The sequence below is a fragment of the Pseudomonas sp. HLMP genome, from assembly GCF_046365545.1.
In the GTDB taxonomy this organism is placed as follows: Bacteria; Pseudomonadota; Gammaproteobacteria; order Pseudomonadales; family Pseudomonadaceae; genus Aquipseudomonas; species Aquipseudomonas guariconensis_B.
Genome location: NZ_JBDLLR010000001.1, coordinates 4,441,534 through 4,454,747 on the forward strand (window position 1 = coordinate 4,441,534; position 13,214 = coordinate 4,454,747).

The window sequence follows — 13,214 nt, forward strand, 5'->3', positions numbered from 1 at the left end:
CCGCCACTCAGATCGCCAGGATCGGCGAAGAAAACAGCAACAGCACCACCGCCGCGATACGCCACATCATGCTCCACCTCCCGGAGAGTCAATAATCCAGCGTCAAATTCAAACACATGGCGTTGTGCTATTACCAGACCCTTTTCACGCTTCAGTGACTGTTCTTGCCGCTCAGCGCCGCATGGAAGTGCGCACTTTGCTGCAGGTACTTCTCGGTGTAGCTGTGGGTGGCGGACGATTTGCTACGCACCTCGACCTGGGCATGGGCCGGCAGGACGACGGAGGCGGAAATGGCGGAAGCGGCGATGACCGGAAAGAGATTGAAGTTCATGCGGGCTGCCCTCGACTTCGGTGGTTTGACAGTGGCCCCGATGGGCCTTGGGTCAAACTTACGCCGCCGAGGCTGTGCACAGAAATTCATTGCGGCAGTAACGATTATCACGCCGATTGATAATCACTCGATGAACTTGAGGTCCGAGGGGGCCGCCTGGGGCAGGGTCTGCACGGTCTCGCCGAGCATGCCGCTGCGCGGATCGCGACGCATCACCACGATCTGGTCGCTCTTCTGGTTGGCCACCAGCAGGAAGTTGCCGCTGGGGTCGAGGCTGAATTCGCGCGGGTGATCGCCCTCCACCGAGCGGCGCTGCAAGAAGGTCAGCTGGCCATCGTCCTTGCCCACGGCATAGACCACGATCTCGTTGGCCGTGCCGCGGTTGCTGACATACAGGAAGCGCCCGTCGGCCGACAGGTGCAAACCTCCCGCCGCCTTGGCCGCAGCCTCCTGGCGCTCGGTCAGGGGCAGGCGCTGGCGCTCGTTCAGTGCACCGTCCTGGACGTCGAAGGTCACCACTTCGCCGCTCATTTCCAGGGTCAGGTAGGCATGCTGGCCCTTGGCATCGAACAGCAGGTGGCGCGGCCCACTGCCGGGCGGCAACGCCACCGAGGCGGGAATCGCCGGGCTCAGCGGGCGTTCGGTACTGGCGCCATCGTAGCGGTAGATGAACACCTTGTCGGCGCCCAGGTCGCTGGCATAGAGGTGGCGCCCCTCGGGCGACAACACCACCGAGTGCACATGGCCACCGACCTGGCGCTCGGCGTTGACCTTGCTGGGCGCATGGCGCAGTTGCTGGACCACCGGCTTGAGCTTGCCGTCGCGCGCCACCGGGATCACCACCAGGCTGCCACCCGGGTCGGGGGCGACGGCGTAGTTGGCGACGAACAGGTAGCGCTGGTCATGGCTGAGGCTGGCGTGGGTCGGCTCATCACCCAGGCTTGCCACTTGGTTGAGCGGCTTGATCTGGCCCTTGGCACTGAGCGAGAAGCTGCTGACGTGCCCCTTCGGCGTCTCGTTGACCGCGAACAACTGGCGCTGGTCGGCCGAGAGCACCAGCCACGAGGGGCTCACGCTCTTGACCACCTGCTGGGGCTTGGGTTCGATCCGGCCACTGCGCGTGTCGAACGCATAGCGGTAGATCCCCTGGCTGGCGCCCTCGGTATAGCTGCCCACCAGCAAGGTGGCAGCGTGGGCATCGATCGCCAGGCCCATGAGGCTAGCGCTCAGCAGGTGCTTCCAGGTCCGCTTCATCATCGTCATCTTCCGAGGCGCGCAAGGCACTCATACAGACTAGCCGATGCTCGCCCTGGCCATCGTCGAGGCGCCAGTCGTCGCCTTCGGCCACGGCAGCGGCGACCTGCTCGGTGGTGAAGTGCCAGCGACGGAGCTGGCGCCCGTCCATGCACTCGACGGTGAGGCCCGAGGCGTCGAAGGTGAAGTCGAAGGCGTGCAGGCCGTCGATCAGGAGCATGTCGCAGGTGTGCAGGGCGGTGGCGAGGGTGGTCATGGGGATACCCGGAAAGAAATAGGTGGCCATTATAGCCAGGGGCCGCATGGCGGCCCCCTTTTTGATCAATGCGCGAAGATCGATCCGCCCTCCTTGCCCGCCAGCTTATGCGGCTTGATCAGGAAGCGCGCCAGCGCCGGCAACAGCCACAGGGCGCCGAACATGTTCCACAGCAGCATGAAGGTCAGCATCAGGCCCATGTCGGCCTGGAACTTGATCGCCGAGAAGATCCAGGTGCAGACGCCGATGGCCAGGCACAGGCCGGTGAACAGCACGGCCTTGCCGGTGGAGCGCAGGGTCTCGTAGTAGGCCTCCTGCAGCGGCAGGCCGGCGCGCAGGAAGCTTTCCAGGCGGCTGTAGATGTAGATGCCATAGTCCACGCCGATGCCCACGCCGAGGGCCACCACCGGCAGGGTGGCGACCTTCACGCCGATGCCCATGAAGGCCATCAGCGCGTTGCCCAGCACCGAGGTCAGCACCAGCGGCAGGACGATGCACAGGGTCGCGGCGAAGGAACGGAAAGTGATCAAGCACATCACCGCCACGCAGATGTACACCAGCACCAGGATGGTCAGCTCGGCCGACTTGATCACCTCGTTGGTGGCCGCCTCGATACCGGCGTTACCGGCCGCGAGCAAGAACTGCAGGTCGTCGCGGTTGTGGCTGTCGGCGAAGGCCTTGGCCACCGCGGTGACCCGCTCCAGGGTCTCGGCCTTGTGGTCGTTGAGGAACACCAGCACCGGCGCCAGGGAGCAGTCGGCGTTGTACAGGCCGTCGGCACGGGCGATGGAGTTGTTGAGGATGTCCGGGTTACGCGACAGGGTTTCCCACTTCAGGCTGCCCTCGTTCATGCCCTTGATCACCTGCTTGGACACGGTCACCAGGGAAATCGCCGATTGCACCCCCGGGGTGTTCTCCATGGTCCACATCAGCTCGTCGATCGGCGCCATGGTCGAGTGGATCGAACAGCTCTCCGACGGGGTCTTGACCATGATCACCAGCACATCGGAGCTGGTCGAGTAGTTGCTGATGATGAAGTTGTTGTCCTGGTTGTAGCGCGAGTCGGGACGCAGCTCCGGGGCACCCTGGTCGAGGTCGCCGATCTTCAGGTTCTGGCTGTACCAGAGCCCGCCGGCGAAAGCCAGCAAGGCCAGGCCGACGGACACCGGCGCCACCTTGGGGCTGGCGAAGTTGGATAGCAAGCGCCAGAACGGGTGCTCGCGGGTCGCATCCTTCTTGCTGCGGGCGATGGCCTTCTGGCTGATGCCCACGTAGGAGATCGCCACCGGCAGCAGGATCAGGTTGGTGAAGACGATCACCGCCACGCCGATGGAGGCACCGATGGCCAGCTCGCGGATCACCCCGATGTCGATGATCAACAGGGTGATGAAGCCCACGGCATCGGCGAGGATGGCGATCATCCCCGGCAGGAACAGCTGGCGGAAGGTGCGCCGGGCAGCGGTCAGGGCGTTGTCGGCGCCGCTCGACTGCAGGGCGATGCCGTTGATCTTCTGCACCCCATGGGAGATGCCGATGGCGAAGATCAGGAACGGCACCAGCATCGAGTACGGGTCAAGGCCGAAGCCCACCGCGTGCATCAACCCCAACTGCCAGACCACCGCCACCAGGGTGGTGATGAGCACGGCGATGGTGCTGCGGATGCACCAGGTGAACCAGTACAGCAGCGCCCAGGTGATGGCCAGGGCCACACCGAAGAACATCGCCACCATCACCAGGCCGTCGATCAAGTCGCCGACTTTCTTGGCGAAGCCGACGATGTGGATCTTCACGTTGGGGTTCTGGGCCTGGAACTTGTCGCGGATCTTCTCTTCCAGCTGGTGCGAGAACTGCTGGTAGTCGAGCGCCAGCAACTTGCCCTGGTCCTGCGGGTCCGGGTAGTTCTCCAGCAGCGGCACGTCGACGATGCTGGACTTGAAGTTGTTGGCCACCAGGCGCCCGACCTGGCCAGACTTGAGCACGTTGTCGCGCAGCGCATCGAGGCTTGCGGGCGAGCCGTCGTAGGTGTTGGGGATGACCTCGCCACCGGCGAAGCCATCCTCGGTGACCTCGGTCCAGCGCACGCTCGGGCTCCACAGCGACTTCAGCCCCGCGCGGTCGACGCCGGGGATGTAGAACACCTCGTCATGGATCTGCCGCAGGGTCTCCATGTAGTCCTTGTCGAAGATGTCGCCGTTGACCGCCTCGACCGAGATGCGCACGGTATTGCCGAGGTTGGCCAGGTCGTTGCGGTGCTCGAGCATCTGTTCGATGAACGGATGCTCCAGCGGGATCATCTTCTCGAAGCTGGTGGACGGGCGGATCTGCGTGGCCTGCCAGAACAGGAAGATGCTCACCAGCAGGCACAGGAAGATGACCACCGGCCGGTTGTTGAAGATCAGCCGCTCGAGCAGGGTGGCCTTGTCCTGGTGGTGCTGCTGGTGCATGTCGAATGTCTCCCGGTGGGTCATGGCTGCACCTCCTCGGCACCTTCGGCGGTGGCCAGGTGCACGCCGCCCTGGCCGACCAGCAGCAAGCGACCGTCGGCCAAGCCACTGACCCCTGCCAGGGCGATGCGATCGGCCCGGTTGTAGACCGTGAAGGTCTGGCCGTCGTCGTGGCTGCGCAGCACGCTGCCGCCATTGCCGACCAATACCAGGCTGCCATCATCGAGAAGCGTAGCGCTTGCCAGGCCGAATTCGAGCGGGCCACGGGCGGCTTCGACGTCGATCGATTGCCAGCTGTCGCCGAAATCACTGGAACGCAGCAGGTTGCCGCGCAAGCCATAGGCCAGCAAGGTACGTGGCTGTGCGGTACCGATCACGCCGAACAGCGACCCCTCGTAGGGGCTTTCGACCGTGGACCAGGTCTGGCCGTCGTCGCTGGAGCGGAACATGCTGCCCTGCTCGCCGACGATGAACAGGCCGGCGTCCTTGACCCTGGCGATGCCGTTGAGGTGCAGTTGGTCGGGGTTGTCCAGGCGCTCGGCGACGTCCTGCCAGTGCTGGCCGCCGTCGGTGGTCTCCAGCAAGGCGCCGTAGGCGCCCACGGCGAAACCGTGGCGGGCATCGAGGAACCAGACATCGAGCAAGGGGGCTTCGCGGGCGAGGTCTTCGAACTGCTTGCTCCAGGTGGCGCCGCCGTCGTTGCTGGCGAGGATCTGGGCGTCATGGCCCACGGCCCAGCCGCGCTTGTCGTCGAGGAAGAACACCGCCGTGAGCAGTTGCCGGGTGGGCACCCGGGCCTGGGTCCAGGTCTTGCCCTGGTCGTCGGAGAACAGGATATGGCCACGGTCGCCCACCACCACCAGGCGCTTGCCGGCGTGGGTGGTGTCGATCAGCAGGCTCTGGCTGGCCTTGGCCGACTCCGTCGAATACGCCTCGGCCGCCGCCGCGCCCACACTGCCTGCCCACGTTCCCAGTGCCAGCGCCAGCATCGCGCCAGCCGCCAGTGACCAGGCACCACGCCTGGCATCCGCCATCAGCCGTTCCCTCATGACCGTCCCCTGTTGTGTTCTTGTAGTGGGTCAATCTATTGGCAGGTACTGCGAAAACCCTGTTCCAGAGCCCTGCAATAGCTTGGGGGCCATCCTATCGGGGATATCGGCAGAAAGACAACGAGTGGGACGTTATGTTTTGTTAAGCATCTGAAGGGATCGCGGGGCCGATCAGTCAAGACATCGGTGATCAATCGGGGCTGCTTTGCAGCCCCGTATCGACCCGTCCTACGCCAGGCTCTTGCTCACCACTTCATACACATCGCTGGACAGCGCTCCCGACGCCAGGATCCGCTCCAGCTCGCCACGCATCAACGCCTGGCGCGCAGCATCGTACTTGCGCCAGCGGGTCAGCGGCGCCAGCTGGCGCGAGGCGATCTGCGGGTTGAAGGCGTTGAGTTCGATCACCAGGTCGGCGAGGAAGCGATAGCCCGAGCCATCGGCGGCATGGAAGTTCACCAGGTTCTGCCCGGCGAAGGCGCCGACCAGGGCACGCACCTTGTTGGGGTTCTTCAAGGTGAAGGCCGGGTGCTGCATCAGCGTCTTGACCCGCGCCAGGCCACCCGGCAGCGGGCTGGCGGCCTGCACGCTGAACCACTGGTCCATGACCAGCGGGTTGTCCTTGAAGTGCTCGGCGAAGGCCTCCAGGGCCTTGGCCCGCTCGGCCTCGAACGGCGAGTTGACCAGCACCGCCAGGGCGGTGAGGCGCTCGGTCATGTTGTCGCACTGGTCGAACTGCTCCAGGGTCGCTTCCAGCACCTCGGGCCTGCCGCTGAGCATCAGGTACGACAGCGCGATGTTCTGCAGGCTGCGGCGGGCGAAGTGCTCGGCCTCGGCGACGTAGGCGGTGTTGCGCGACACCTCGCGGTTGGCCTGGTAACGCGCCCACAGGGCATCGAACAGTTGCTCGGCGATCTGCTTGCGGGCGAACTCGCGGGCGGCGTGGATGGCGTCGACGTCGGCCACCTGGCTGATCTCGGTGAGGTAGGCCTCGCCCGGCAGCGACAACATCTCGGCGACCATGGCCGCGTCGAGCGCTTCGTTGCCCAGCACGGTGCCCAGCGCATCGACCAGGCGCTGGTCGAGGCTGAGCGCCTCGCCACGCTGGTGCTGGCCGATCAGCTCCTGCAGCACCTGCACCGACAACTGCTGGCCCGCTTCCCAGCGGTTGAAGCCATCGCTGTCGTGCTGCATGAGGAACATCAACTGGTCGCGGTCGTAGGGGAAGCCCAGCTTGACCGGCGCGCTGAAGCCGCGCAGCAGCGACGGCAGCGGCTTGGCGGCGATGCCTTCGAAGGTGAAGGTCTGCTCGGCCTCGGTCACCGACAACACGCGGCTGGTGCCCTGGGGCACGGCTTCGCCGGCCAGGCGCAGCGGCAGGTCGTTGCCTTGGGCATCGAGCAGGCCCAGCTCCACCGGGATCACGAACGGCTGCTTCTGGACCTTGTCGGGCGTCGGCGGGCAGCTCTGGCGGAAGGTCAGGCTGTAGGTCTGCGCCGCGGCGTCGTAGGCCTCGCTGACCTCCAGGCGCGGGGTGCCGGCCTGGCTGTACCAGCGCTTGAACTGGGTCAGGTCGACGCCGTTGGCGTCTTCCATGGCCTTGATGAAGTCGTCGCAGGTCACCGCCTGGCCGTCATGGCGCTCGAAGTACAGGTCGCTGCCCTTGCGGAAACCCTCGGTGCCCAGCAGGGTGCGGACCATGCGCACCACTTCGGCACCCTTCTCGTACACGGTCAGGGTGTAGAAGTTGGAGATCTCGATGAAGCTGTCCGGGCGCACCGGATGGGCCATAGGGCCGGCATCCTCGGCGAACTGGTGGGTGCGCAGGTAGGCCACGTCCTCGATGCGCTTGACCGTGCGCGAGTTCATGTCGGCGCTGAACTCGGCATCGCGGAACACCGTGAAGCCTTCCTTGAGCGACAGCTGGAACCAGTCGCGGCAGGTCACGCGGTTGCCTGACCAGTTGTGGAAGTATTCGTGGGCCACCACGCCTTCGACCCGTTGGTGAGCGGCATCGGTGGCGGTCTCGGCGCGGGCCAGCACGCAACTGGAGTTGAAGATGTTCAGGCCCTTGTTTTCCATGGCGCCCATGTTGAAGTCGTTGACCGCGACGATCATGAAGATGTCCAGGTCGTACTCCCGGCCATAGACCTCCTCGTCCCAGCGCATGGACTTCTTCAGGCTGGCCATGGCGTGGTCGCACTTGTCGATGTTCTCCGGCTCGACGTAGATGCGCAGGGTGACGTCCCGGCCGGACTGGCGGGTGAAGCTGTCCTCGACGCACCACAGGTCGCCGGCGACCAGGGCGAACAGGTACGCCGGCTTCATGAACGGGTCTTCCCAGGTCGCCCAGTGCCGGCCGTCTTCGCCCTGGCCTTTTTCGAAGGTGCCGCTGCCGACCGGGTTGCCGTTGGACAGCAGCACCGGGTAGCGATGCTGCTCGGCGATCACCGTGGTGGTGAAGGTGCTCATCACGTCCGGGCGGTCGAGGTAGTAGGTGATCTTGCGAAAGCCCTCGGCCTCGCATTGGGTGCAGAACATCTTGCCGGACTTGTACAGGCCCTCGAGGGCCGTGTTGCTTTCCGGGTGGATCTTCACGCTGGTGTCGACGGTGAAGCGCTCGGCCTTGGGCTGCAGGGTCAGGCTGTCATCGTCGAGCTGGTAGTCACCGGCGGCCAGGGGCTGGTCGTCCAGTTGCACGCCCAGCAGCTCCAGTTGCTGGCCATCGAGCACCAGCGGCGGCAGGCCCGCGCCACGCGCGGGGTTGCGGCGCATGACCAGTTGCGCATGGACCAGGCTGTGGTCCTCGAACAGCTCGAAGGTCAGGTGCGTCTCGTCGATCAGGTACTCGGGCGCCTGGTAGTCCTTGAGGTAGATCACTTGCGGTTGTTCGGTACGCATGGTGGCGGTCCTTTTACTGGTGCACGGCCAATTGGTAGGCCGTGTACTTGCGAATGTTGATCACGCCGGTGTCGAAGATCAGGTACTGGCCCTTGATACCCAGCAGCGTGCCTTCGGCCACCGGGTTCTTGTCGAGGTTGAAGCTGACGATCTTCGACGGGTAGGCCTCGACCGGGTAGCGCATCTCGACCACCTCGGCATCCGGCAACGGCTGGATGGCCTGCAGGCCGAAGCGCTCCTGCAGGGCGCGCAGGCCCTCGGCACAGGCGTCGAAGATCCGCTCGCGGATGGCCGGCAGGTCCAGCGCCTCGGCATCGCCCTTGAGCAGGGCACGCCAGTTGGTGCGGTCCGGCACCTGGCTGCGCAGCAGGTCCTCGACCAGCCCGGACTGTTGCCGGGTGGCCACGCGCAGGATCGGCAAGGCCTGGCTGGCGCCCTGGTCGAGCCAGCGGGTGGGCAGTTGGGTGGCCCGGGTGATGCCGACCTTGATGCCCGACGAGTTGGCCAGGTACACCACGTGGTCGGTCATGCAGAACTGCTCGCCCCAGGACGGTTCGCGGCAGGTGCCGGCGTCGTAGTGGCATTTTTCCGGGGCCATGATGCACACATCGCACTGGGCCAGCTTGGTCATGCAGGGGTAGCAGTAGCCCTGGCTGAAGCTGGTCTTGGTGCGCTTGCCACAGTGGGTGCAATGGATGGCGCCGAGGTACTCCAAGCGCAGGGACTTGCCGATCAGCGGGTTGACCGGCACCTGCTCCTCGCCCAGGCGAAAGGCGTACTGCACGACCGGTGCTTCCAGGCGTACCGCCATCTTGCTCAGAGAGCCACGTGCGAGTTCGATCAATGTACCGAGTCCGACTTGAACAGGAGGTTGGCGATCGGCGCCGACTTCGAGGCGCATTCCTGCGGGCCCATGTAGCCGGTGCGCTGCTCCTCCGGGAGGTTCTTCATCTCCCAGGCGATCACCGCCTGCAGCGACAGTTCCTTCTGCTCGGGGGTGAGCTTGCGGCCGTCGGCCCATTTGCCGATCTCCACGGCCGTCTTCAGGCTTTCGTAGATCTCCGGGGTGATGTTTTCGATCATTTGCGCGAACGTGGACATAGCGTCTCCTCAGTCAGGCCGACAGTTTACGCCGGGCAAGCGCCCCACCCAAGAGCCCGGTCAGGCATCCGATGAGCAGCCCGCCAACGTGGGCAGCATTGGCGATCTGGCCGAAGCCCAGCTGGCTGACCACACCGCTCAGGCACACCAGCAGCCAGATGAGCATCATCGCCAGCACGCCCCTGGGCAGGCTGAACAACGGGTTGGGCGCCAGCCACTGGTACAGCCAGACATGCCCGAGCAAGCCGTAGAGCACCCCGGACAAACCGCCGAACAGGCTGGGGCCGCCCACGAAATGCTGGGCCAGGTTGGAAACCAGGCTGAACAGCAGGGTCAGCAGCAGGAGCCTCCAAGGCCCCTGGCGCAGCTCGATACGTCGCCCGAGCTCCCAGTACCACAGGCCGTTCATCGCCAGGTGCAGGATGCCGAAGTGCAGCAGCATGGGCGATACCAGCCGCCACCACTGGCCCTCGGCCAGGCCCTGGGCCAGCGGGGTGAAGTACAGGTAGTCGCCCTGCACGTGAAATTGCAGGAAGGTGAACCAGCCGATGGTCGAGAGGCTCTCGCCCAACCCTGTGAGGCCAGCCACCACCAGGCACAGCAGGAGGACGGCGACGGTGACCTTGCAGGCGCGGGCCTGCTCCGCCAGCGACGGCGGCCTCGGGCCGTTCTCCGCCAGAGCGGTGCCCTCGGGCAGTTCCAGGTCGGCATTGCCATCGGGGAAGCGCTGGTACAGTTGGCGCACGTCGTCGGCCAGGTGCGGGGGCGCCCAGAGCACCTGCTCCTCGCCCTCCTCGACCACCCGGTGCGGCACCTGCAGGCGCCGCAGCAGGGCGACGAAGCCACTGAGGTCGACCGCAAGCGGCAGGCGCATCACTTCGATCACATTCATTGGCTGGCCTGCGGACGGTCGACGTCGACCCAGACGAACTTGTGCGGGTCGATGCGTGTCTCGTCGTCCAGCCGATAGGCCGCCAGCTTGCCGTACAGCACCGCGCTGTAGTCCAGGCAGGCGAGGTTGTCGCGGATCGGTGCCGGCCGGCCGCTGCGCCAGTAGTGGCCGACGAACAGCAGCGGCTCGTCCTCGGCGTAGCGCAGCAGAGCGTTCTTCTCGCTGCGGCTCAGTGGCGTGCGGGCCACCTCTTCGGGCAGGGCGTCGGGCTGGAACACGATGTCCCCGTAGGTCTTCGGGTCTTCCTCCCAGAACTTGGTACGGAAGAAGGCGCGGGTCAGGCCGTCGCCGCCAGTCAGGGTCAGGCCGTCCGGCAGGCGCATGTCGGTGCCACGCAGCAGGCGGTTGCACACGGTCGCGGCGAAACTGCCGGAAACCGCCGAGGCCTGGACGAAATGCGCGTCGATGCAGCCGTCCGGGTACTGCTGGCGCAACGGCTCGATCAGCCGCGGGTCCCAGCAGGCATGCACCAGGCGGAAACGGCCGGCGTCGAGGAACAGCGGCAACTGGTAGAACCACTGCAGGAAGTCGTGCCAGTCGCCGGGGTGCTGGGCGAACTGGGTCAAGGTCTCGTCGATCAGGCGGGCATGGCGCGGGGTGTGCTCGCGGACGAAGGTCTTGCCGCTGCCGGGCAGCGCCGGGGTGACCCAACCCAGGGCGTTGTACTCATGGTTGCCCATGATGCAGAAGGCCTGGCCGGCCTCGACCATGTCGTGGACGATGTGCAGCGCTTCGCGGATGCGCGGGCCGCGATCGACGATGTCGCCGAGGAACAGGGCCTGGCGCCAGGGATGGCGCCAGACGCCGCCCACGCGCTTGTAGCCCAGGGTATCGAGCAGGAGTTCGAGGGTCAGGGCACAGCCGTGCACATCGCCGATGATGTCGAAACTTCGCGCCGGATCGAGCATCAGTCGCCTCCACCTCCAAGGCGGCTGCCCCAGCCAAGCTTGGTGCGGCAGACCTCGTAGTAATTGTGGTCCAGCGGGTGGATCAGGCGCAGCTTCTGCGGCTTCTTGCTCACCGTGATGGTGTCGCCGGGCGCGCAGGTGAAATGGTTCTGGCCGTCGCAGGAAACCTGCGGGTAGATCTGCAAGTCCTGGGACACGACGATCTTCAGCTCGCTGTTGCCGTCCACCACGATCGGCCGCCCGGACAGGGTATGCGGGTACATGGGCACGATGACGATGGCGTCGAGCTTGGGGTGCATGATCGGCCCGCCGGCGGACAGTGCGTAGGCGGTGGAGCCGGTCGGCGTGGCGACGATCAGGCCGTCGGCCTTCTGGCTGCAGACGAACTGGCCGTCGATGTAGATCTCGAACTCGATCATCCGCGTCGACTTGCCCGGGTGCAGCACCACGTCGTTGAGTGCGTCGCCCTGGCCAATGGCCTCGTTGTGGCGGCGTACCTCGGCCTGCAGCAGGAAGCGGTTCTCCACCAGGTAATGGCCGTCGAGCACCTCGGCGACCTTGACCTCCAGCTCGTCGGGACGGATGTCGGTGAGAAAGCCCAGGCTGCCGCGGTTGATCCCCAGCACCGGGATGTTGTGCCGGGCCAAGGCGCGGGCGGCGCCGAGCAGGCTGCCGTCGCCGCCAACCACGATGACCAGGTCGCAGACCTCGCCCAGCAGCTTGCGTGTGGAGGTCTGCAAGCCATGGCCGGGCAAGACTTCGGCGATGGTGTCCTCGAGGATCACGTGCAGGTGGCGCTCGAGCAGGAATTTTTTCAGGCGGCGGATGGTGTCGAGCACCTGGGAGCTGCCGAGGCGGCCGATGATACCGATATTGCGAAATTGCTCCATGGTGCTCCTGCGAGGCTCTGCGGCGGGTGACGGGCGCATGGCGCCGATGCCGGGATTATGGGCGAAACGACCCGCCAGCGGCAAACCGGCTATGCTCGCAGGATGACGCCCTTCGCCGATCTGCACGCCCTGCCCCGCCAGTTGCGCCAACCTGCGGTGCGCGACCTGGCCTGGGCACTGGTATCGCCCCCGTTGCTGCGCGCGCCGCCCTGCCGCCAGCGCCATCCGCTGGCGGCCAGTGCCTGGGCCGACGATCCGCAGCGCCTGCGCCAGTGGCTGCTGGCGCTGGATGCCGACGACCAGCCCCTGCGCAGTTGGCTGGCCCGGCTCACCAGCCGCCGCCTGGGCCTCTACTACGAAAGCCTGTGGCAGTTCGCCCTGGGCCAGGCCCCGGGCATCGAGCTGCTGGCCGCCAACCTGGCGATCCGCGAAGGTGGGCATACCTTGGGCGAGCTGGACATCCTGCTGCGCGACCGCGAGGGCGTGCATCACCTGGAACTGGCGATCAAGCTCTACCTCGGGCCGGTGGGCGACGCAGGCCATGACCCGGTGCACTGGCTCGGGCCCGGCTGCCACGACCGCCTGGACCTGAAGCTCTCGCACCTGACCGGGCACCAGTTGCCGATTTCAGGACGCCCGCAGAGCCGCCAGGCGCTGGCGCGACTGGGGGTGGACGAGGTGCAGGCGCACCTGTGGCTGGGCGGCTACCTGTTCTACCCCTGGCCCGGGCAGGCCGAGGCGCCGACCGGGGCTGAGCCGCGCCACCTGCGCGGCCGCTGGCTGCACCGGCGCGACTGGCCGGCCTATGCGGCTGGCTGCGCCCCTGGCCGCTGGCAAGCCCTGCCTCGTCACGCCTGGCTGGCGCCGGCGCGGGTACAGGCACAGGACTGCTGGTTGCCGGAACGGTTCGAGGCTTGGCTCGGAGGGCTGGACGACGTGGCACCCGCGCAACTGCTGGCCAGGTTGCAGGCCGCTGAGGACGGAGTCTGGGAAGAAGCCGAGCGGCTGTTCCTGGTGGCTGACCGTTGGCCACATCTACCGGGGTGAAGCTACACATACCCTGCCCCCCGCGAATGACAGCGTTCACAGGTCACACTGTGGGATCGGGCATGCCTGCGAATAGGCTGC

Annotated in this window: 12 protein-coding genes; 1 reads left to right on the top strand and 11 read right to left on the bottom strand. The window is 66.0% G+C overall.

Features of this window, described 5'->3' with window-relative positions:
• Positions 1-151: 151 nt before the first annotated feature.
• From ABFA30_RS20460 to ABFA30_RS20510, 11 genes are all read right to left on the bottom strand, one after another.
• Positions 152-331 carry a hypothetical protein gene (locus ABFA30_RS20460; RefSeq protein ID WP_225786998.1) on the bottom strand — a complete coding sequence of 60 codons (180 nt, stop codon included), beginning with the start codon at positions 329-331 and terminating at the stop codon, positions 152-154.
• 123 nt (positions 332-454) lie between these two features.
• The gene (locus ABFA30_RS20465; protein WP_225787156.1) at positions 455-1,585 is read right to left on the bottom strand and encodes a lactonase family protein; all 1,131 of its coding nucleotides are present in this window, start codon (positions 1,583-1,585) and stop codon (positions 455-457) included.
• The gene (locus ABFA30_RS20470) at positions 1,551-1,841 is read right to left on the bottom strand and encodes a DUF5629 family protein (protein WP_253080978.1); all 291 of its coding nucleotides are present in this window, start codon (positions 1,839-1,841) and stop codon (positions 1,551-1,553) included. Before ABFA30_RS20470 ends, ABFA30_RS20465 begins: the two co-directional genes overlap by 35 nt.
• Before the next feature lie 65 nt (positions 1,842-1,906).
• Positions 1,907-4,309 (bottom strand): efflux RND transporter permease subunit, encoded by a 2,403-nt coding sequence (locus tag ABFA30_RS20475; protein WP_225787000.1) that lies wholly within the window; start codon positions 4,307-4,309, stop codon positions 1,907-1,909.
• Positions 4,306-5,334, bottom strand: coding sequence for a WD40/YVTN/BNR-like repeat-containing protein (locus ABFA30_RS20480; RefSeq protein WP_225787001.1), 1,029 nt, complete (start codon positions 5,332-5,334; stop codon positions 4,306-4,308). Before ABFA30_RS20480 ends, ABFA30_RS20475 begins: the two co-directional genes overlap by 4 nt.
• 228 nt (positions 5,335-5,562) lie before the next feature.
• Entirely contained in the window at positions 5,563-8,235 is a 2,673-nt protein-coding gene (gene pepN, locus ABFA30_RS20485) for an aminopeptidase N (RefSeq protein ID WP_410045848.1), read from the bottom strand.
• Between the two features lie 13 nt (positions 8,236-8,248).
• Positions 8,249-9,079: a DUF2797 domain-containing protein gene (locus tag ABFA30_RS20490; protein ID WP_225787003.1), complete on the bottom strand. Its 831-nt coding sequence runs from the start codon at positions 9,077-9,079 to the stop codon at positions 8,249-8,251.
• Positions 9,076-9,336, bottom strand: a complete 261-nt coding sequence (locus ABFA30_RS20495) for a YeaC family protein (RefSeq protein ID WP_225787004.1) — start codon at positions 9,334-9,336, stop codon at positions 9,076-9,078. Before ABFA30_RS20495 ends, ABFA30_RS20490 begins: the two co-directional genes overlap by 4 nt.
• Positions 9,337-9,349: 13 nt before the next feature.
• Positions 9,350-10,228 carry a rhomboid family intramembrane serine protease gene (locus tag ABFA30_RS20500; RefSeq protein WP_225787005.1) on the bottom strand — a complete coding sequence of 293 codons (879 nt, stop codon included), beginning with the start codon at positions 10,226-10,228 and terminating at the stop codon, positions 9,350-9,352.
• Positions 10,225-11,196, bottom strand: a complete 972-nt coding sequence (locus ABFA30_RS20505; RefSeq protein WP_410045849.1) for a metallophosphoesterase — start codon at positions 11,194-11,196, stop codon at positions 10,225-10,227. The genes ABFA30_RS20500 and ABFA30_RS20505 overlap by 4 nt, the downstream gene beginning before the upstream one ends.
• Positions 11,196-12,086 (bottom strand): NAD(+) kinase, encoded by an 891-nt coding sequence (locus ABFA30_RS20510; protein ID WP_225787007.1) that lies wholly within the window; start codon positions 12,084-12,086, stop codon positions 11,196-11,198. Before ABFA30_RS20510 ends, ABFA30_RS20505 begins: the two co-directional genes overlap by 1 nt.
• A gap of 57 nt (positions 12,087-12,143) precedes the next feature.
• Here ABFA30_RS20510 and ABFA30_RS20515 point away from each other — a divergent pair, with 57 nt between their 5' ends.
• Positions 12,144-13,133 carry a DUF1853 family protein gene (locus ABFA30_RS20515; protein ID WP_410045850.1) on the top strand — a complete coding sequence of 330 codons (990 nt, stop codon included), beginning with the start codon at positions 12,144-12,146 and terminating at the stop codon, positions 13,131-13,133.
• The last annotated feature ends 81 nt before the right edge of the window (positions 13,134-13,214 follow it).